Raw genomic sequence first — 20023 nt, forward strand, 5'->3', positions numbered from 1 at the left:
CCTTCCTCCGTGCCCGACGGCGCCGCTCACCCCGCCGGGCACCCCTCACCTCGTGCAGGGGTCTAGCGCTGGGCGCGCGCTGCGGCCCTCGCCCCGGCCGGGAGCGCGGCGAGGACACGCTCGACCGCGGCGTCGTCGTGCGCGGACGACACGAACCACGCCTCGAAGACCGACGGCGGCAGGTTGACCCCCGCGTCGAGCATCGCGTGGAAGAACGCCTTGTACCGGAACACGTCCTGCGCCTGGGCCTGCGCGTACGTGCGCACCCCGGCCGCGGCGGCGAAGTCGCCGAACATGATCGAGAACAGGTTCCCCGAGCGCTGCAGGGCGTGCGGGACACCCTCGGCAGCGAGGGCCGCGCTCGCGGCGTCACCCACGACCTGGGCGACGTGGTCGACGCGGGCGTACACGGCGTCGTCGGCCAGGCGCAGCGTCGCGAGGCCCGCCGCGACCGCGACCGGGTTCCCGGACAGGGTGCCCGCCTGGTACACCGGGCCGAGCGGCGCGAGCTGGTCCATGATCACGGCCGGGCCACCCAGGGCCGCGACGGGCATGCCGCCGCCGATGACCTTGCCGAACGTGAACAGGTCGGGCGTGTACGAGGGCTGCTCGCCCGCGGTCACGCCCGCCGCGGCACCTGACTCCAGGCCCCACCAGCCGCTCGGCCCCACGCGGAAGCCCGTGAGGACCTCGTCGAGGATCAGCAGCGCGCCGTGCTCGGCCGTGATGCGGCGCAGGCCCTCGTTGAAGCCCGGGCCGGGCGGCACGATGCCCATGTTCGCGGGCGCCGCCTCGGTGATGACCGCGGCGATCTCCGAGCCGCGCTCGGTGAACGCACGCTCGACGGCCTCGAGGTCGTTGTACGGCAGGACCAGGGTCTCGGCCGCGCTGGCCTCGGTCACGCCGGCCGACCCGGGCAGGGCGAGCGTCGCGACGCCCGAGCCCGCCTCGGCGAGCAGCGCGTCGACGTGCCCGTGGTAGCAGCCCGCGAACTTGACCAGCAGGTTGCGGCCCGTGACGCCGCGCGCGAGGCGCACCGCGGTCATGGTCGCCTCGGTGCCCGTCGAGACGAGGCGCACGCGCTCGGCCGCGGGGACCCGGCGGCGCACCTCCTCCGCGAGGTCCACCTCGCCCAGCGTCGGGGCGCCGAACGACAGGCCGCGTGCGGCGGCGTCCTGCACCGCGGCGACGACCGCGGGGTGCGCGTGCCCCAGGAGCGCGGGGCCCCACGAGCACACGAGGTCCACGTACTCGCGGCCCGTCACGTCCGTGACGTACGCGCCACGCGCGCTCGCGATGAACCGCGGGTCGCCGCCGACCGAGCCGTAGGCCCGCACGGGCGAGTTCACGCCGCCCGGGATCGCGCCCTGGGCGCGCACGAACGCCTCGTGGTTGTCGTGGAGGGTGGTCGCGCGCAGCGGCGAACCGGTCGGGTGGATGGTCATCGGTGTCACCGAATCCATTCTGCGATCTCGAGGGCCCAGTAGGTCAGGACGATGTCGGCGCCCGCGCGCTTGATGCCGAGCACGGACTCCAGGACGGCGCCGCGCCGGTCGATCCAGCCGTTCGCGGCCGCCGCCTCGATCATCGCGTACTCGCCCGAGACCTGGTACGCCGCCACGGGGACGTCGCTGCGCTCGGCCACGGCCGCGAGCACGTCGAGGTAGGAGCCCGCGGGCTTGACCATGACCATGTCGGCGCCCTCGGCCAGGTCCAGGTCCGCCTCCCGCAGGCCCTCCCGGAAGTTCGCGGAGTCCATCTGGTAGGTGCGGCGGTCGCCCTGGAGCGTCGAGTCGACGGCCTCGCGGAACGGCCCGTAGAACGCGCTCGCGTACTTGGCGCTGTACGCCAGGATGCTCACGCCCGTGTGCCCCGCGCCGTCGAGGGCCTCGCGGATCACGGCGACCTGGCCGTCCATCATGCCCGACGGCGCCACGACCTCCGCGCCCGCCTCGGCCTGGGTGAGTGCCATCGAGGCGTAGCGGACGAGGGTCGCGTCGTTGTCGACGACCAGGTCGCCGTCCGGGCCGGCGGTGAGGACGCCGCAGTGCCCGTGGTCGGTGAACTCGTCGAGGCACAGGTCGGCCATGACGACGGGGGCGGGACGGCCCGTGCCCGCAGCGGCGTCCCGGGCAGCGTCGCGCGCGATGCGGATCGCGCGGTTGAGGATGCCGTCGGGGGCGTCGGCCTGCGAGCCGACCGCGTCACGGTGCGCGGGGATGCCGAACAGCATGATGCCGCCCAGCCCGGCCGCGGTCGCCTGCGCGACGGCGCCTGCGAGGCTCTCCTCGGTGTGCTGCACGATGCCGGGCATGGACCCGAGCGGCTTGGGCTCGGTCAGGCCCTCCTTGATGAACAGCGGGAGGACCAGGTCGGCGGCGTGCAGCCGGGTCTCGGCGACGAGCCGGCGCATCTGCGGGGTCGAGCGCAGGCGGCGGGGACGGATCACGGGTGGTTCCTGCCTTCTGTCGGGGATGAGTCGTCAGGACGAGGTGCTGACGGGTGGGCGGCGACGCGCAGCACGGCCTCCGCCAGGGCGTCGTCGGTCGCCTGGGTGGCCACGGCGTCGATCCGCAGCCCGACGGCGTGCGCGGCCTCCGCCGTCGGCTCGCCGATCGCGACGCCCGCGACGTGCGGGTCCGCGCCGAGCTGGGTCGCGACCTCGCGCGCGACGCTGCCCGAGGTCAGCACGACCACGTCGACCTCGCCCGTGCGCCACGCGTCCACGACCTCCGGGGAGAGCGTGTGCGAGACGGTCCGGTACGCGGTCACGACGTGCGGGTCCCAGCCGCGGTCACGCAGACCGCCGGCCATGGTGGGCTTCGCGAGGTCGCCTTGCGGGAGCAGGACGCGCCGCGTCGCGTCGGCGGCCCTCTCGTCGGACGCGGCCCGGGCCTCGGACCCGTGGTCGGGAGCCTCGGCGAGCGCGTCGAACGCTGCGAGCAGCCCGCGCGCCGAGTTCACGGCCGCCTCGAGATCCACGTGGACCCCCGCGGCCTCGAGCGCTCGGCGAGTCGCCGGCCCGACCGCGGCCCACCTCGTGCCAGAACCAGCGTGCGCTCCAGTCCTCGCTCGTTCTGACAGCTCGGCGAGCGAGACGCCCCGGCGTGCGGCGCTCGCGGTCAGCTCGTCGATGGCGTTGACGCTCGTGACCACGACCCACGCGAAGCCGGCGAGGTCCGCCACGGCGGCGTCCATCACCGCGGTGTCCTCGATGGGGACGCGCTCGATCGCTGGGCTCACGAGGACGGTCGCGCCCTGGGCGCGCAGCCTCGCCGCGAGGGGAGCGGCACGCTCGGGGGAGCGCGGGAGGAGGACGGTGGTCCCGGTCAGCGGCCCGGAGTCCGTGGCGTTCGCGGCGGCCGGGGCCGGGCCTGCTGGCGGCAGGTCGCGACCGCGCTGCGGGTCGCGCAGTCGGCCTGGCATCAGCGCTGCTCCGGGCCCACGGGGGCGTCGGTGCCGCCGACCGGGGCCTCGTCGTCCGAGCGGGTGTCGCCCGCGGGCGCGGTGCCCGGGGCCCACAACGAGTCGGTCGCGGCCCCCGGCCCGGTCGCACGCAGCGGCGCGAGCTCGGCGGCACCGGCGGCCAGCAGCGCGTCGGCGACCTGGATCCCGAGCCCCCTCGCGAGCACGTCGGTGACGTCGCGCCCCTCGACGGACGGGCCCCCAGCGCCACCGGCCCTGCCCGCGGCGCCCGCAGGCGACGGCAGCGCGACCCGTGCCGAGTGCGTGAGGACCTGCCCGCCGTCGAGCCGGGCGACGACCGCCGAGAGCCGGATCTCGTCCTCCTCGACCACGGCGTGCGCGCCGACGGGCGCTGCGCAGCCTGCTTCGAGACGTGCGAGGAGGGCGCGCTCGGCGAGGACCGCGAGGCGGGTCGGAAGGTGGTCGAGGCCTGCGACGACGTCGGCGAGGTCGAGCGGGCGGTCCGTGGCGCCGTCGGGCCGGAGGTCGAACGAGGACAGCGGCGAGAGGTCCGCGGTCCGGACCTCGACGCCCAGCGCCCCCTGCCCGGGGGCCGGGGCCATGACGCGCACGTCGATGACCTCGGAGACCGCGTCGAGGCGCCCGAGCCGCGAGAGCCCGGCGTAGGCGAGGACGACCGCGTCGAGGTCGGCGTCGGGGCCGAGCGCCCGTGCGAGGCGGGTGTCGACGTTGCCGCGGATGTCGAGCACGTCGAGGTCGGGGCGCACCGCGAGGAGCTGGGCCGCGCGGCGGGGCGAGCCCGTGCCGACCTTGGCGCCGCGCGGCAGGGTCTCCAGGGTCCAGCCGTTGCGTGCGCACAGGACGTCGCGCGGGTTCTCCCGCTCGGGCGTCACGAGGGTCAGGCCCTCGGCCGCGCCGGTCGGGAGGTCCTTGAGGGAGTGGACGGCGACGTCGCAGCGGCCGTCGAGCAGCGCCTCGCGCAGCGCGGTCACGAACACCCCGGTACCGCCCATCTGGGCGAGCGAGCCGGTGCGGACGTCGCCCTCGGTGCGGATGCGCACGATCTCGACCGGCTGCCCGGTCAGGGTCTCGATGCGCCTGGCGACGAGACCCGTCTGGGTCGTCGCGAGGGCGCTGCCACGGGTTCCGACACGAATGCTCACGCTTCCAGTGTCCTCTGCCGGGCGGTGAAGTCGAAATGCGCTCGGACCCGTCCGGTGCGGATTTCCGGGGAATTGTCCACCGAGTGACATCGACCTGACATGAAGTCATGACAAAGAGACGAATTGTCAGCACGTCGGGAATTGCCGCCGACGCGAGAAATGCTCAGAGCTGCTCGGCAGACTCCTGTGCGTGCCCCACGATCGCCGCGAGACCCGTGCCCGCGATCCACCCGCCCGTGACCCCCAGGCCGTCGACGTGCGACACCCGCTCCACGAACGCCGCGACCTCACGCCGGTACACGGGCGTGGGCGGCGGGAGCGACCCGTTCCACCGCGTCGACAGGTGCTCACGCACCTTGCCCTCCAGGTCCACGCCCAGCAGCACCGAGGCGTCGCGGACCACCTGGTCGACGGTCGGCTCGACCGTCTCCCCGATGCGCCCGTAGCTCAGGCGCACCACGTGGTTCCCCGGCCCGACGGCGTCCGTCACCCGGGCGGCCAGCCACGGCCACTTCGCGGTCGAGTGGGTCAAGGCCTTGGCCTGGACCGGGTCGTGCGCTCCCGCCCGGTGGTTCTCGTCGCGCGTCGACCACGTGCGCGGCTTCGGGGCGACCAGCAGGCCGCTCCCGCGCGGGGCCGCGTCGAGCGCAGGGGCCTCGAGCAGCAACGTCATGAGCCGGATGTCGGCACCCGGCTCGGGGTCCGGGACCGGGTCGGCCGTACGGCCCGCGAGCGGCGACACCAGGTCGACGACCGCGGGGGTCGTCACGAGCAGGCGCGGCGCCCGGAACGTCGCCGGGCCCCCCAGGGTCTCGACCTGGACCGTCCAGCCCCCGTCCGCGGACCTGCCCAGGTCCACCACCTCGTGGCGCGTGAGCAGCACCCCTGCCGGCCCGGTGCTCCCGGCCGGAGCGGCGCCGTCGGGCTCCTCGCTCGTCACGGCGAGCGTGAGCTCCTCGACCAGGCGGTGCATGCCGCCCTCGATGCCGCGCACCGCGGAGCCCGCCGGCGCCTGCGCGCGCATCGCCGCGACCGCGCGCGTCAGCGAACCCTCCCGGGCGTAGGCCTCGCGCAGGCCCGGGGCGACCGCGTCGACGTCGAGCCGCTCGAGCGGCGCCGAGTGCACCCCCGCGGCGACCGGTGCCACGAGGCGCTCCGCGACACGGCGCCCCAGGCGCGAGCGCGCGAAGGTCTCGAGGTTCTCCTCGTCGACCCAACGGCGCGGCTTGACCCGGTCCAACCCGGCCCGCAGCGCGCCGGGCCAGCCGACCGCGCGCCGCACGTCGGCCGCGAACGGATGGGACGGGATGCCCATGATCCCGGCCTTCGGCAGCGGGAACGCGCGGCTCGCGGCATAGCCCCACGCGCTGAGCGGCGCGGGCTCGACGACCGTCAGGCCCAGCTCGGTGACCAGGTCGCCCACGGCGGAACCGCGCGCCGCGAACGACTCGGCACCCACGTCGACGGACAGCCCCGTCGAGCCCAGCTTGTCACCGTGCACGGGCCCGCCCGGGCGGTCGGCCGCCTCCAGGACGAGGACCCGCAGACCGCGACGGCGCAGCGTGCGCGCGGCAGTCAGACCGGCGATGCCGGCGCCGACGACCACGGCGTCGAACGAGCCGTGAGAGGAGGCGTCGGACGTGGCGTCGGACGACGAGGAAGGGCCGGACGATCCATCAGCAACGGGGTGCACACGTCAAGTGTGCCCCCGCCACGAGGGTGTGTCAGACCGTGCGTGACGCAGAGGTCACGCAGGTTCTGACACGTTCCGGACGGAATGGACCAGCTCGACCACCCGGGTCAGGACCGTCGGGTCCGTCTCGGGCGGCACCCCGTGGCCGAGGTTCACGACGTGCCCCGGGGCGGCGCCCCCACGACGCAGCACGTCGCGCACGTGCGCCTCGAGCACCGGCCACGGCGCCGCGAGCAGCGCCGGGTCGATGTTGCCCTGGACCGGCACGTACCCGCCGAGCACCGCCGCGGCCTCGTCGAGCGGCGTGCGGTAGTCGACACCCACGGTCGGGTGCGTCACGCCGGCCTCCGTGAGCGCGTCGCGCATGGCGCCCAGCAGGTGCCCCGTGCCCGTCCCGAAGTGGATCGCGGGCACACCCAGGTCGCTGACCTGCGACAACGCGACCGTGCTGCCCGGCTTGGCGCCCGCCAGGTAGTCCTCCAGGGACAGGCTCCCGGCCCACGAGTCGAACAGCTGGGCCGCGCTGGCCCCCGCCAGGACCTGAGCGCGCAGGAACGCACCCGTGATCTGCGCCGTCCACGCCGTGAGCCGCGCCCACGACTCGGGGTCCGCGTGCATGAGGGTGCGCGCCGCGAGGTGGTCGCGCGACGGCCGACCCTCGACCAGGTACGCCGCGAGCGTGAACGGCGCCCCCGCGAAACCGATGAGAGGAGTCGACCCGAGCGCCGCGACCGTGAGCGCGACCGCCTCCGTCACCGGGGCGAGCGACTCCGGGGTGAGCTCGTGCTCGACGAGGCGCGCGACGTCGTCGGGCGTGCGGTACGCCTGGCCCATGACCGGGCCCACCCCGGGGACGATGTCGACCTCGACCCCCGCGAGCTTGAGCGGGATCACGATGTCCGAGAAGAAGATCCCCGCGTCCACGCCGTGCCGGCGCACCGGCTGGAGCGTGATCTCGCTCGCCATGTCCGGGCGCAGGCACGAGTCCAGCATGCCGACGCCCTGGCGCAGCTCGCGGTACTCGGGCAGCGACCTCCCGGCCTGTCGCATGAACCACACGGGGGTGGTCTCCGGGCGCTCGCCGCGCAATGCACGCACGAGCGAGGAATTCGTCGTCCGACCGTCGACGAGAGGGTGGTTGTCGGAAAGCGCGGTGAACGTCACAAGAACCGATTCTGCCTTGTGCCCGACGCGGTGATTGAATCGGAGCACTGTGGTTCTCCTGTCGATGACTGCAAGTCACCACGAGCTGGACATGTCCACCCTCGAGCTCCTGTCCACCGGAGCCGGGTCGGTCGGACGGGCAGCCGTCGCGACCTGCGAAGCGATCACCGGTGCCGTCGTCGTCTCGACGTGCAACCGGTTCGAGGTGTACCTGGACGTCGAGTCGCCCGTCGACGGCTGGGGCGTGCAGCACGCGTCGCGGGAGGTCGCGCGCCTCGTGGCCGCCGCGTCGGGCGTCGCGGAGGACGTCGCCGTCCGGGCGTTCTCGACCCGCACCGGGCCCGACGTCGCCGCCCACCTCTTCGAGGTCGCCGCCGGCCTCGACTCGATGGTCGTGGGCGAGCGGGAGATCGCCGGGCAGGTCAAGCGCGCCCTCGAGGAGGCACGCGAGGGCGGCGTGACGTCGTCCACGCTCGAGCTCCTCTTCCAGACCGCGTCGCGGACCTCCAAGAAGATCAGCAACGAGACGACGCTCGGGGGCAACGGCCGGTCCGTCGTGTCCCTCGGGCTCGACCTCGCGAGCGCCGAGCTGCCGCCGTGGCGCCAGGTCCGCGCCGTGCTCATCGGCACCGGGTCGTACGCCGGGGCGTCGCTCGCGGCGCTGCGGGCCCGCGGCTGCGACGACGTGCGCGTGTACTCGGGGTCCGGGCGTGCCGAGCAGTTCGCGGCCGACCGCGGCGTCGTCGCCGTGACCGACCTCGTGGAGGCCCTCGAGGACGCCGACCTCGTCGTGTCGTGCAGCGGTGCGCGAGGGCGGGCGCTGGCTGGTGGTGCTGGTGCTGGTGCTGGTGGTGCTCGTGCTCGTGTGAATGCCGGTGCCGGCGCCGAGGGTGACCAGCGGCTCGCCGACGGTGACGCCCTGACCGCCGAGGGTGACGACGCCCCGGTCGACGGTGACTTCTTCGTGGGTGGTGGTGACGCGCTGGGGCACGTGCTCGACGCCGCCGCGGTCGTCCGCGCCCGGTCCCGCGCCGCGGAGGCCGCCGGCGACGAGGCGCCGCACCGGCCGATGGTCGTCCTCGACCTCGCCCTTCACCGCGACGTGGACCCACGGGTCGCCGACCTCGACGGCGTCCTGCTCTACGACCTGGCCTCCCTCAAGGCGCACTCACCCGCCCTGGGGTCGCTCGTCGTCGGGCAGGCACGGACGATCGTGGACCGTGCGACGCAGGACTTCGAGGAGACCCGCCTGGGGCGTGCGGCCGACACGGCCGTCGTCGCGCTGCTCGACGGCGCCGACCGGCGCATCGCGGCCGAGGTCGCCGAACGTGTGGCCGAGCGTCGGATCGCGGGCGGCGAGGTCGACGATGCCGACACCGAGGCGCTCGCCCGCTCCGTCCGGCGACGCGTGCACGCCGAGCTGCACGACGCGATCGTCGCGGCACGGGCGTCGGCGCTGGCCGCGGCCCGCGAGGAGGCCTCGGCCGTGGTGGCCGACGCCGAGGCGGCGATCCTGGGTGCCGACGTGTCGGGCCGCGACGAGGTGTGCGCCGGCCGTTGAGCCGACCTCTCGGCCCGCAGGGTCAGGCCGCGAGCTCGCCGGACGCAGCCAGACGCTCCAGGACGATCCGGCCCGCGGGCGGCACCCGGTGCGCGTCCTGCGCACCGACCCAGGTGAGCTCGCCGACCTCGGCACGGGGAGCAGGCTCGGGGGACCCGAGCAGCGGCTCGGCGTAGAGGCAGTGCATGCGCACGAGCCGCCCGCCCAGGCCGTGACCGGGCGCCTCGGCGACGAACCCGGACCTCACCGTGGCCGGGTCGAGCAGCACGCCGAGCTCCTCCTCGATCTCCCGGACCAGGGCCTGCTCGTCGCTCTCGCCGGGATCGAGCTTGCCGCCCGGCATGAAGAACAGGTCGTTGTCCCGGCTGCGGACGACGAGCAGCCGCCCGTCCACGACGTGGATCCAGCCGACGGTCTTCAGGGGTTCCGTGAGGGGGGAGGGGGAGGTCACGGGGAACATCCTGTCATCCGGCGCGTCACCGTCGGCGGGTGGGCGCGTCACCGTCGGCGGCCGGTTGGTCACCGTCGGCGGGCGGGGCCGTCGCCCTCGGCGGTCCGGTCCGTGAGAGCCGATGCGCCGGAAGCTCGCCGATAGTTCCGTTCCGGAACGAAAGTCGATACTGTGCCGATCGCGGACGGGCCCACGGCCCGACGCGACGAACACAGGTCACGCGCGGCGCCGTCCGCCCGATCGGACGGAGAGCTCGATGGGATTCATCAAGGCCTTTGCTGGTGCCCTCGGAGGCACGCTCGCGGACCAGTGGAAGGACTTCCTGACGCCGCCGACGAACCTCGCACCGACCGCCGCGCTCTTCCCGGCCGTCGCCCAGGGGCAGAACGCCGGGCGCGGGGCGAACACCAAGGGCTCGGCGAACATCATCACCAACGGGAGCCGGTTCGTCGTCCCCGAGGGATACGGGCTCCTGACCTTCCAGGACGGTGCCCTCACGGGCTTCGTGGCCGAGCCGGGCGGGTACCTGTACACGTCCGACGACCAGAACTCCCAGTCGATCTTCGCCGACAACGGCTTCCTGAGCCCCCTGATCACGACGTCGTGGGAGCGGTTCAAGTTCGGCGGGCAGCCCGGGTCGCAGCAGCTCGGCTTCTACGTGAACCTCAAGGAGCTGCCGAACAACCGGTTCGGCACGCAGTCGGAGATCTACTGGGACGACGCCTACCTCGGCGCCCAGGTCGGGGCGATCACGCGCGGCACCTACTCCCTGCGCATCGTCGACCCGATCCTCTTCGTCAAGCAGTTCGTGCCGCTCACGTACCTCGGGGCGAGCGCGAAGGTCTTCGACTTCTCCGACCTCGACAACGACGCCGCGAGCCAGCTCTTCACCGAGGTCGTCGGCTCGCTCGCGGCGGCCTTCTCGAGCTACACCAACGACCCCGACAAGGGGAACCGGATCACCCGGATCCAGAGCGACTCGGTCGGCTTTGCGCTGTCCTTGGCGGGCGCGGTGGAGGAGGGCTACCAGTGGACCTCCTACCGCGGCCTCTCGATCGTCAAGGTCGCGCTCGCCGCGATCGAGTACGACGAGGACACGCGTGCGCTGCTCAGCGACGTCAAGAAGGCCGACGCCCTCGCAGGGGCGCGGGGGAACTCGTTCCTCCAGCAGGCCGCCGCGCGAGGCATCCAGGCCGCGGGGGAGAACCCGGGCGGCGCCGCGAACATGGCGATCCTCGGCATGGGGATGAACGCCGCGGGCGGCGCCATGTCCGGGCTGCAGCAGCCCGTCGTGCCGGTGCAGCAGGTCCCGGTCCAGCAGGCGGCGGCGCCGGCCGCGCCCGCCCCGGCCGCCGAGGACCCGGTCGCGAAGCTCACCCAGTTCAAGTCGTTGCTCGACCAGGGCCTCATCACCCAGGCCGACTACGACGCCGCCAAGGCCAAGGTCCTCGGGTTCTGAGGCCATGACCGTTCACGAGCCGGAGTCGGCTCCCGTCCCCGAGGGCCCGCCCCAGCCGGGAGCCGGCCCGACGACGACCGCCGGACCTCCGCCCGTGGGGAGCCCGTCGGGCGGCCCGACCGTCGTGCGGACCGACACCGGCGCGACCGACGGTCTCGTCAAGTGCATCCGGTGCGGCGCGACCGAGATCGCCTACGACGTCGCCAAGGCGACGCTGCGGTGCGGGTTCTGCCGCTACGAGTGGGTGAGCACGGTGACGCTCGCCGACCTCGGGCTCGACGGGAACATCGGCGGGCTCGAGGGCGTCGTCCTGGGCTCGGGCAGCGCCGACATCGTGCCGTCTGCCGAGGAGATCCTGACGTTCCGCTGCGCGGGCTGCGGGGCCGACGTCGTCGTCGACACCGCGCACGGCACACAGGCCCGCTGCCACTGGTGCCGCAACGTCCTGTCGGTGAACCAGCAGGTCCCCAACGGGGCCGTGCCCGACGTCCTGCTGCCGTTCCGCCTCCCCAAGGAGGACGCGGTCGCGGGCATCCGGCAGTTCGTCGGCCGACGCAAGTTCTACGCGCACCCCCGGTTCCGGGCGGAGTTCAGCCCGGAGAACGTCGTCGGCGTCTACCTTCCGTACCTCGTCGCGGACCTCAATGCGAAGGCGCGCCTCGAAGGGCAGGGTGAGCACCTCGTGCGCAGGTACACCGTGACCGTCCGGGGTTCCGACGGCAAGGACACGACGGAGACGCGCTACGACTACGACCTGTACGACGTCGTGCGCGACTTCGACCTGCACGTCGACGACCTCACCATCGAGTCCTCGGCCGACCGGCGGGACCACGGTGGCAAGGCCCGGACGAACAACGTCATCAACACGATCCTGCCGTTCGACGTCGAGAACGCGGTGCGTTACGACTCGAACTACCTGTCGGGGTTCACGGCCGAGCGCCGCGACAGCGACGTCGACGACCTGCGTGATCCCGCGTTCGCGCAGGCGAAGGAGATCGCCCGGTTCCGGGCGCGCGACATGATCGAGTACTACGACCGCGGCGTCCGGTGGGACCGCGAACGGCTCGACGTCGTCGGGCAGCGGTGGGTCGCCGCGTACCTGCCCGTGTGGCTGTACTCGTACCACGAGGTCCGCAAGAACGGGTCGTCGCTGCTGCACTACGTCGCGGTCAACGGCCGCACGGGCGAGACCATGGGGTCTGTCCCGGTCAACCACCGCCGCCTGCTCGCGGTGTCCGTCGTCGTCGAGGCCGTGGCGGCCGTCGCGGCACTCTTCGTCATGATCGGGTTCTGATGCACGCGCTCGCCCTGGACGCGCTCACCGTCGTCGCCTCCTCCTCCGGGGAGGAGGAGGCCGTGAAGGTCGTCGTCGTGGTGGTTCTGCTGCTCGCAGGGCCGCTGTTCTACTGGTTCACGTGGGCGCGGTACCGCAACACGGGCAAGCGGCACGACCACCGACGGGACACCAAGTCCGTCACGCTCGACGAGAGCGGGTCGGACACGCACGTCAGGCGCGTCACCGGGCGGTCGAACAGCTCGATGAACGACGCCAACCACATGTCCTAGGCGGGCGTGCCGGGCCGATGCTCGTCGGGCGCGGCCCTCAGCCCCACGAGCTGACGCGGACGATCTGGTCGAAGAGCCCGGTCAACGGCTCCTCGAGCTCGCCCGCCGGTGCACTGAAGGCCACGAGGACGAACCGCTTGGTCCCCGGGACGGTCATCCAGTACTCGACCGCCACGGTCGGGAGGTTCTCGTCGCTGTCCGGGTCGGCGACGACGTGCCTGCGTGTGCGTCGGGCGACCTCCGAGGCTCCCGACGTGAAGCGGTGCAGGGAGTCGGCGCCGCCCTCGGTGAGGTCCGCGAGTCCGCGTTCGAGGATCGCCATGGTCGCGGAGGCACTGGTGCCGATCGCGGGAGTGAGCTGCTGCGCGGGGAGCGAGACCATCGCCGTGACCGGCAGCGGCACGCCCGGGACGATCGACAGGGCCACGTGGAACGCCTGGCCGTCACCACCGATGGCGTCGTCGAGCGCACCGAGGACGCGGCGTTCGAGCTCGATCCGCACGTTCGCACGGTCGTCGGCCGGGCCCACCTGCGCCGCCACGAGCCGTCGGACCGAGGCGCGTGCCTCGGCGCGGTCGTGCAACGGGACCTGCCACCAGTTCCCCGGCAGTCGCAGGCGAAGCTGCGGGAGGGGAGCAGGAGGCGTGGGCTCCTGCGGAGCGGCCGGGGGTGCCGGGGTGGTGTTCATCGTCGGTCTGTCTCTGTTCTCAGGGCCGGGTGCGGTGGGCGAGAGGGCCTCGTTCAGGGCCGTTCAGGCGTCGGCCCGCTCGCCGGAGGGGAGTCGTCGACGGCGGCGGGCCACGAGGTACGTCACCGACCAGCCTCTGGCGGGGTGGCACCGAAGCGCCGCACCAGCTCGTGCTCGGGGAAGGTCAGCCTTCTCCAGGAGGCTTGAACGCCGGGGCCCAGCGCAGACCCCAGTGGCGCGACACGCATCGCACGGTCGTCGCCGAGGCGGTCCTCGGCGTCCCGATGCCCGAGGACGACGTCGATGTTGACGGCGTCGACCCCACCTGCGCGTGCTCGCCAGACCTCCAGGACGGATGCCTCGACGACCTCGACGATCGTGTCGGGTCGTTCGGCGCTGAGCCCTGGCACGTAGATGCGCAGGTCGACCTCCGTGGTGAACGGGGAGACGCGGGTCCGGGCCATGGCCTCGTCGACGTGGGGGTTCGCGGCGCAGACGGAGACGGCGAGGGCGTCGTCCGCGTGGGCCGCGGGCCGGCGCCGCGCGCCGCCGAGGAGCGTGAGAAGTGCTCGTGCATCGACGTTCATGTATCGGACCGCTGGCCGTAGCGTTCGGCCAGGACGTCCGAGGGGACCGCCACCGAGGACCGGTTGGTGCCGTTCTCCAGGCCGAGGGCGACGTCGATCCCCCTGTCCGTCATCGCGATGGCGCGGGAGTCGCCGATGCGGTCCCCGTCGACGAGCGGAGCGACGACCACGTCGAGGTTGATGTTCGACGGTGCGGACGGGGAGGTGTTCCAGGCCTGGTCGAGGGCCACGTCGATGGCTGCCAGGAGTGCCGCGTCGTCCTCCTCGCTGGTCGTGGGCATGGAGAGCCGGATGTCGAGGTCGTTCGCGAGGACGTCCGTGCGGTAGCGCACCATGGCATCCTCGACGCCGGGGGCGTTGGCGACGATCGCCTCGCGGACGTCCTCGGCGTCCTTCTCCGAGGAGCCCGAGCACGCGGTCAGGAGCAGGAGCGGGGCGAGCACGATGCCGATCGTGGTGCGACGTCGAGGGTGAGGGCGCACTATTCGCTTCCTTCGTAGGTGTAGTAGGTCTCGCTGTCGCCGAAGAAGATCGACTGGTCCGCGCGAATCTGCTCGAAGGCGTCCTGGGTCGAGTCCGAGACGTAGCCGCCGTCGTGCAGCGAACCGTCGGAGAGGTGCTGGGCCGTGGTGGAGTACTCCCCGGCGTCGTGGCGCCCTGCGTCGAAGAACGGACTGGACGAGGGTGCGGAGGGACCGTCCCACGTGTCCGTCTCGACGGTGACCCAGCGGTCGTGCGGGGCGGTCGGCGCTTCTCCGTCCAGTCGGTGGACCGGGTCACCCCGGTGCTGGTACGAGACGACCGAGACGCCCGACGGGATGTCCATCGCGTCGACCGGTGCACCGGCCACGACGATCGCCTCGATGTTGTACGGGAGGTCCGGGTCGGCGGCGAACTTGCCCGCGAGGATCCCTCCCTGGCTGAAACCGACCATCATCACGTGGTCCTCGGGGCCGATGCCCGCCTTCTCCATGGCCTGCAGCACCATCCGCTCGTACGCGGCCTGCTGGTCGGGGGTGAGCATGAGGGCCAGGTTGGAACCCAGGTCGTTGGCGGCGCCGGTGTCGCTGCCGAGCTCCCAGTCCTGCGTGCTCGGCGGGATCACACGCCAGATCGGCAACCCGTCGGGGCCGGTGCCGACGCGGACGATCCGGACGACCGTGCTGTCGGCTCCGCCGAGCAGGTCCACGTCCTGGGCATCCTTGAGGGCCTGGGCGTACGGGTCGTCCGTGGGGGACTCGACCGTGACGCCCGTGAACCGCATCTCGGGCGTCTCGCTGGCGACCTCGGCCCACAGCGCCGGCACGAGGATCGGCGCGAGCCCCTGGAGCAGGATCATCGTGGCGCCGATCCCGGCGTCGAGGACCTGGTCCCAGGTGACCCACCCCAGGAGCGCGGGGATCGAGTACACCACGAACGCGAGGACGACGAGCGCGAACGCGAGGACGATGACCACGACGTCGGAGAGCCACTGGAGCACCTGCTCCAGGACGTCCGCGAGCCACTGGTCGACCATCGCGAGGAAGTCCCCGACGGGGGCGAAGAACGCTCCGACCTTGTCCCCGAAGCTGTCGTTGAGCTGGTCCAGCACCGGTCGGATCGCGTCGGCCGCGCGGCGGGCGGCCTCGTCCTTCGCGTCCTCGGCGTCCTGGAACCTCCGCACGGCGACGTCGAGCGCCTCCTCGCGATCCCTCACCAGGGCACCGGCTCGGCGCACCTCGTCGTGGGCGTCGTCCATGGCGTTGCCCGAGGCTCCGGAGGCCGCGGCCAGGTAGACGTCCTGCTCGGCCTGGTCCTGCCGGGTGTACAGGGACCAGAGCTGGTTGCGCTCGTCGTCGACCACGGCGAGCGCGGTCCGCGCCTCGGCCTGGGCGTCAGCCAGCGCGACGGCGTACACCTTGATCGCGTGAGCGGTCGTCTCGTAGCGGGGGATCACGTCCTCGACGGCGCCGGACACGTCGAGCGTGCGTTCGTGCAGGGCGTCGGCCGCCCTGCCGAAGGACTCGGTGCGGTTCGAGAGGTCCGCGAGGCCGCGGCTGACCTCTCTGATCTGTTCGGCGACGGACAGATAGCGGGTGCCGGCCTGCTCGAGCTGTCCGGGCTCTCCGCTGAGCGGCTCGAGGTACGGGACCGCAGAGGCGTGCACCATGTCAGAACTCCACTGTCCGGAGCTGTGCCGCGGTGGCTTCGTCGAGCTCGCGGAACGTGTCGCAGATGGCTTGTGTGGCATCCGCGACGGCCTGGATCTCCTCGCTGAGCCTCTCGCGCCGGATGTTCCACGCGCTCGCGAAGTCGTCGATCGCGCTGCCGAGGCGTCGGTGGCCGGCGGCGTCGGCGAGCCCGCGGTTGAACTCCTCGGCAGCGAGGAACTCGGTGCGCAGGGCGCGCAGGCCGGTTGCGGCGTCGGCCATCGCATCGAGGTCGAGCTTCAGGTCAGGCACGTGTCTCTCCTCGGTGCAGGTTCCAGGTGGACGATATCGGAGAAGTGCGTCGTCGAGGATGGGGAGACCTCCCCATGGGCGACGGCCGGTGCGCAGCACCGGGCCCACCCTGCCTGCGCCCGCTACCGTGGGGCGATGAGACTGGGAGTGCTCGACATCGGTTCCAACACGGTCCACATGCTCGTCGTGGACGCCGAGCGGGGCGCGCGTCCGGACCCTGCGGCGTCGGGCAGGTCCGTGGTCCGCCTCATGCGGTACCTCCAGCCCGACGGTTCGATCTCGGCCGAGGGGGTGGCCGCCCTCCTGGAGGCCGCGGACAAGGCCGCCGCCCTGGCCCGCGAGTACGAGGTCGAGGAGTCGTTGGCGCTCGCGACCTCGGCCCTGCGCGAGGCGAGCAACGGCTCCGAGGTGCTGGCTGCGATCGAGGAGCGCGTGGGCGTCCCCATCGAGGTCCTCTCGGGGCCAGAGGAGGCGCGTCTGACGTTCCTCGCCGCGCGGCGCTGGCACGGCTGGGCGTCGGGTCGGCTCATGGTGCTCGACATCGGTGGGGGCTCGCTCGAGATCGCGTCGGGTCTCGACGAGGAGCCGGACGTCGCGGTCTCGGTGCCGCTCGGCGCCGGCCGGATGACGATCGAGTTCCTGCCGGACGACCCGCCCTCGGCCAAGCAGGTCGCGGCGCTCCGGGCCCATGTCAGGGAGGTGCTGGCCGGGGCGCTCGGCGAGGTCAAGCGGCTGCCGCGGGCGGACCACGTGGTTGCGACGTCCAAGACGTTCCGGTCGCTCGCACGGCTCGCGGGCATGAAGGTCGCGGTCGTCGGGCCCGAGGAGCGGTGGCGCATGGAGCGCTCGCAGCTCTCCGACTGGGTTCCGCGCCTCGCGCGGATCCCGGCGACGGGCCGCACGGAGCTGCCGGGCATCACGGCCGAGCGGACGTACCAGATCGTGGCCGGAGGGGTCGTCGCGGAGGAGACCATGAAGGCGCTCAAGGTCGCCGAGGTCGAGATCTGCCCGTGGGCCCTGCGCGAGGGCGCGATCTTGCGCCGCCTCGACCAGATCTGACCCTGCCCGGCTCGCGCAGCGGAGCACGACACCACCCGAAGAGCCCCTTCCCAGCCCGTCCCTCCGCTGCTACCTTGTGTCGCATGGTACCTACCGAGGACATGATCCTCACCCACCTCCGGCGGGGGGCGATCGAGTACTGCGTGCTCGCCCTCCTGGCCGACGACGAGTGGTACGGGCTGGACATCGCCCGCCGCCTGTCCGTCGACGGCGTCCTCCTGAGCGGCGAGGGCACGCTCTACCCGCTCCTCGCGCGGCTGCGCAAGGGCGGGCTCGTGGAGACGCACTGGCGGGAGTCCGACGCCGGGCCGCCCCGCCGCTACTACGCGCTGACCCCGGAGGGACGCGCGGCCCTCGAGACCTTCGCCCGCACCTGGGCGCCCTTCCGCGATGCCGTCGACTCGACCCTGGGGAGCCACCGATGAACGACACGACCGACGCGATCACCACCTACCTCGACGACCTCGGTCGGATGCTCGCGCACCTCGACCCGGCCGAGCGGGCCGACGTCCTGGGCGGTGTGCGCGAGCACGTCGACGCGAGCCTGGCCGAGCTGGGGCACGCGTCCAGCGACCAGGAGGTCGCGGCGGTCCTGGCGTCGCTGGGCGCTCCCGAGGACGTCGCGCGGGTCGCGTCCGGGAGCCCCCGGGTCTTGCCGCCCGACGGCGGAGCCGCCCCTCGTCCGTCCCTCACCGCCGCGTGGGTCGCCCCGGTCGTGTTCGCCCTCGCGATCGTAGGCATCGTCGGTGCGCCGCTGCTCCTCCCGGGCGTCCTGTGGCTGGTCGCCGCGGTCCTGGTGGGAGCCTCGCCCCTGTGGACCGGGAACGAGAAGGTCTGGGGGATCGTCTCGGGCTTCGCCGCAGGAGCCGCCTGGCTCGGGGTCACGGGCATGATCCTGCTGCCGTCCACGTCCTGCACGTCGGTCAGCTCCCTGTCTGCGGACGGCGGCGAGGGCGGCTTCCACGCGCCGACGACCGGGGACTTCACGACCGCGTGCGACGCCGGGGGAGCGAACGTCGGGGGGATCGTCATGACCGTCCTGCTCGGGGCCGTCGTCCTGGTCGGTCTCGTGCTCCAGGTGGTCCTTCTTCGCCGCGGGCTCGCGCGGTCGACAGCAGGCCGGACCCCGGGCGCCTGAGCCGGTTCCCACCTCGCGCGACGCACCCCGCCACGGCGGGACGGGACGCGTCCGCGCGAGGTGGGCGGCGCCGTCGGGCCTGGGGAGATCCCCCGAGCGTCAGACGCCCAGGACCGCCTCCACGTCCCCCGCGGCGATCGCGTCCACGAGCGCCCGGTGGTCCAGTGCGTTCTGGTCCGCGTAGCGCTTCGCGAACTCGGCGAACGAGCGGTCGGCGACGTCGCCCTTGCCGAGGTAGGCGCTGATCGCGAGCGCGTCGCCCGAGCGGGCGTGGCCGCGCGCGAGGACCCACGCGCACATCTGCGCGTACGCGGCCATGGCGACCGGGAGCATGGTCTCGAGGTCGGCCGAGACCTTCCAGTCCCAGAGCTGGCGGAAGTAGTAGTCGTGGCGGCGGTCGTCGGCGCCGTGCACGGTGTTCCAGCCGAGCAGGGCGTCGCTCGTCGCCTGCAGGAGCCGCTGGCCCTCGACCACGCGCCGCCCGTTCTCGGGGTAGGGGCTCGCCGAGGTGTACGGCTCGAGCACCGACGGCTCGGCCTCCTTGACCTGCAGGAACAGCGGGTCGTCGTTGTCCCGGCCGACGAGCAGCGCGACCCAGCACCGCGTCCCGACGCTCCCGACCCCGACCACGCGCCGCGCCAGGTCGACCAGGCGGTAGCGCTCGAGCAGGATGCGGCGGGCTCCCGTGAGCGACTCGCCGTACGTCGCGAGGGCCGTGGTCACGACGCCGAGGAGACGGGCCTGCTCCTCGGCGTCGAAGAGCTCACGGACGGGCACGAGCAGGGGCGGGTTGCTCTGGAAGCGCAGCTCGCCGTCGTCGTGGAGGACCGTGAGCCGACGGCGTGCCTTCTGCCGGTCCTTCGTGCGCGCCTTCCGCAGGGCCTTGCGGAGGTTCTCCATGACGGCCGGCGGGACCGAGCCGCGCCACCTCTCGACGATCTCGTCGCCGCGGAGCTGCACGTGCCACAGGTCGAGGTGACCCAGGTCCGCGAAGGACCGCAGGGTCTCGCGGTAGGCGCGCCCTGCCCCCAGCACGATCCGCTCGCGCTCGTGGTGCGACATGCCGCGGTGACGGCCCGCGATCTCGAGGCTCGCGACGAGCCGTTGCACGTCCCACTCGAAGGGGCCGCGGTGCGTTTCGTCGAAGTCGTTGACGTCGAACACGAGCGAGCGCTCAGGGGACGCGAAGCCCCCGAAGTTCGCGAGGTGCGCGTCGCCGCAGAGCTGGACGGTCAGGCCCGTCCTGGGCCCGACCCCGAGGTCGGCCGCCATGACCGCCGCGGCCCCGCGGTAGAACGAGAACGGCGTCGCGGCCATGCGGCCCATGCGCAGCGGGACCAGCTCCGGGACGCGGCTGGCGTTCTGGGCCTGGAGGATCGCGACGGGGTCGCGGCGGTCGGCGGCGGGCTCCCAGGAGGCGGTCCCGCGGCGGTGCAGCAGCGCGCGTGCGGCGCGGCCCTCCTCCTTGCGCTGCTCGGGGGACGGCGTGCCCCGCAGGGGCGGGCGGCCGTCGGGCCGGGTGGGGGGCTGGGCCGGGGCCGGGTCCGTCGCGTGCTGGGGCATCGTCGCTCCTCGGGTCGGGGCGTGCGGGACGCCCTTGCTCATCATGGCGCGCGCTGTCACCGTG

The 20023-nt window shown here is 73.3% G+C and carries 20 protein-coding genes; 7 read left to right on the forward strand and 13 right to left on the reverse strand.

Features of this window, described 5'->3' with window-relative positions; translation table 11 throughout:
- Positions 1 to 62: 62 nt before the first annotated feature.
- The 6 genes from hemL to hemE all read right to left on the reverse strand — a co-directional run bounded on the left by hemL (position 63) and on the right by hemE (position 7446).
- Positions 63 to 1445, reverse strand: coding sequence for a glutamate-1-semialdehyde 2,1-aminomutase (gene hemL / locus H9652_RS16870; RefSeq protein ID WP_191797593.1), 1383 nt, complete (start codon positions 1443 to 1445; stop codon positions 63 to 65).
- A gap of 5 nt (positions 1446 to 1450) precedes the next feature.
- On the reverse strand, positions 1451 to 2413 hold the full coding sequence (gene hemB, locus H9652_RS16875; RefSeq protein ID WP_404822056.1) for a porphobilinogen synthase: 963 nt from the start codon (positions 2411 to 2413) through the stop codon (positions 1451 to 1453).
- A gap of 32 nt (positions 2414 to 2445) precedes the next feature.
- Entirely contained in the window at positions 2446 to 3426 is a 981-nt protein-coding gene (locus tag H9652_RS16880; RefSeq protein ID WP_191797549.1) for a uroporphyrinogen-III synthase, read from the reverse strand.
- Positions 3426 to 4589: a hydroxymethylbilane synthase gene (gene hemC / locus H9652_RS16885; protein ID WP_318244235.1), complete on the reverse strand. Its 1164-nt coding sequence runs from the start codon at positions 4587 to 4589 to the stop codon at positions 3426 to 3428. Before hemC ends, H9652_RS16880 begins: the two co-directional genes overlap by 1 nt.
- Positions 4590 to 4752: 163 nt before the next feature.
- Entirely contained in the window at positions 4753 to 6282 is a 1530-nt protein-coding gene (locus H9652_RS16890) for a protoporphyrinogen/coproporphyrinogen oxidase (RefSeq protein WP_191797553.1), read from the reverse strand.
- A gap of 54 nt (positions 6283 to 6336) precedes the next feature.
- Positions 6337 to 7446 carry a uroporphyrinogen decarboxylase gene (gene hemE, locus H9652_RS16895; protein WP_191797555.1) on the reverse strand — a complete coding sequence of 370 codons (1110 nt, stop codon included), beginning with the start codon at positions 7444 to 7446 and terminating at the stop codon, positions 6337 to 6339.
- Between the two features lie 49 nt (positions 7447 to 7495).
- On the opposite strand from hemE, the gene H9652_RS16900 reads away from it, so the two are divergent.
- Positions 7496 to 9007, forward strand: coding sequence for a glutamyl-tRNA reductase (locus H9652_RS16900; RefSeq protein ID WP_191797557.1), 1512 nt, complete (start codon positions 7496 to 7498; stop codon positions 9005 to 9007).
- 22 nt (positions 9008 to 9029) lie between these two features.
- Here H9652_RS16900 and H9652_RS16905 read toward each other — a convergent pair whose 3' ends face one another.
- Positions 9030 to 9458, reverse strand: coding sequence for an NUDIX hydrolase (locus H9652_RS16905; protein WP_191797559.1), 429 nt, complete (start codon positions 9456 to 9458; stop codon positions 9030 to 9032).
- Between the two features lie 256 nt (positions 9459 to 9714).
- On the opposite strand from H9652_RS16905, the gene H9652_RS16910 reads away from it, so the two are divergent.
- Genes H9652_RS16910 through H9652_RS16920 form a run of 3 tightly spaced genes read left to right on the forward strand, consistent with a single transcriptional unit; the run spans position 9715 to position 12483 of the window.
- Positions 9715 to 10917, forward strand: coding sequence for an SHOCT domain-containing protein (locus H9652_RS16910; protein ID WP_191797561.1), 1203 nt, complete (start codon positions 9715 to 9717; stop codon positions 10915 to 10917).
- Positions 10918 to 10921: 4 nt separating this feature from the next.
- The gene (locus tag H9652_RS16915; protein ID WP_225228395.1) at positions 10922 to 12211 is read left to right on the forward strand and encodes a TFIIB-type zinc ribbon-containing protein; all 1290 of its coding nucleotides are present in this window, start codon (positions 10922 to 10924) and stop codon (positions 12209 to 12211) included.
- Positions 12211 to 12483, forward strand: a complete 273-nt coding sequence (locus tag H9652_RS16920; RefSeq protein WP_191797563.1) for a growth/differentiation factor — start codon at positions 12211 to 12213, stop codon at positions 12481 to 12483. The genes H9652_RS16915 and H9652_RS16920 overlap by 1 nt, the downstream gene beginning before the upstream one ends.
- Before the next feature lie 37 nt (positions 12484 to 12520).
- Here H9652_RS16920 and H9652_RS16925 read toward each other — a convergent pair whose 3' ends face one another.
- From H9652_RS16925 to H9652_RS16945, 5 genes are all read right to left on the reverse strand, one after another.
- A complete protein-coding gene (locus H9652_RS16925; RefSeq protein ID WP_191797565.1) occupies positions 12521 to 13171 on the reverse strand; it encodes a hypothetical protein in 651 nt (216 codons plus the stop codon).
- A 122-nt stretch (positions 13172 to 13293) separates the two neighbouring features.
- Positions 13294 to 13758 (reverse strand): hypothetical protein, encoded by a 465-nt coding sequence (locus H9652_RS16930; protein ID WP_191797567.1) that lies wholly within the window; start codon positions 13756 to 13758, stop codon positions 13294 to 13296.
- On the reverse strand, positions 13755 to 14240 hold the full coding sequence (locus H9652_RS16935; protein WP_191797569.1) for a hypothetical protein: 486 nt from the start codon (positions 14238 to 14240) through the stop codon (positions 13755 to 13757). Before H9652_RS16935 ends, H9652_RS16930 begins: the two co-directional genes overlap by 4 nt.
- Complete coding sequence (locus H9652_RS16940) at positions 14240 to 15907, reverse strand: hypothetical protein (RefSeq protein WP_191797571.1); 1668 nt, start codon at positions 15905 to 15907, stop codon at positions 14240 to 14242. The genes H9652_RS16935 and H9652_RS16940 overlap by 1 nt, the downstream gene beginning before the upstream one ends.
- 1 nt (position 15908) lies before the next feature.
- Positions 15909 to 16199: a hypothetical protein gene (locus H9652_RS16945; protein WP_191797573.1), complete on the reverse strand. Its 291-nt coding sequence runs from the start codon at positions 16197 to 16199 to the stop codon at positions 15909 to 15911.
- 135 nt (positions 16200 to 16334) lie between these two features.
- Between H9652_RS16945 and H9652_RS16950 the strand changes: the two genes are divergently transcribed.
- The 3 genes from H9652_RS16950 to H9652_RS16960 all read left to right on the forward strand — a co-directional run bounded on the left by H9652_RS16950 (position 16335) and on the right by H9652_RS16960 (position 18396).
- Entirely contained in the window at positions 16335 to 17258 is a 924-nt protein-coding gene (locus H9652_RS16950) for a Ppx/GppA phosphatase family protein (RefSeq protein ID WP_191797574.1), read from the forward strand.
- An 83-nt stretch (positions 17259 to 17341) separates the two neighbouring features.
- Entirely contained in the window at positions 17342 to 17683 is a 342-nt protein-coding gene (locus H9652_RS16955) for a PadR family transcriptional regulator (RefSeq protein ID WP_138822278.1), read from the forward strand.
- Complete coding sequence (locus tag H9652_RS16960) at positions 17680 to 18396, forward strand: HAAS signaling domain-containing protein (protein ID WP_191797576.1); 717 nt, start codon at positions 17680 to 17682, stop codon at positions 18394 to 18396. The genes H9652_RS16955 and H9652_RS16960 overlap by 4 nt, the downstream gene beginning before the upstream one ends.
- 99 nt (positions 18397 to 18495) lie before the next feature.
- Here the strand turns inward: H9652_RS16960 and H9652_RS16965 are convergent, their stop codons facing one another.
- The gene (locus H9652_RS16965) at positions 18496 to 19959 is read right to left on the reverse strand and encodes a DUF2252 domain-containing protein (RefSeq protein ID WP_191797579.1); all 1464 of its coding nucleotides are present in this window, start codon (positions 19957 to 19959) and stop codon (positions 18496 to 18498) included.
- Positions 19960 to 20023 lie beyond the last annotated feature (64 nt).

This window comes from Oerskovia rustica (assembly GCF_014836555.1).
GTDB lineage: Bacteria > Actinomycetota > Actinomycetes > Actinomycetales > Cellulomonadaceae > Oerskovia > Oerskovia rustica.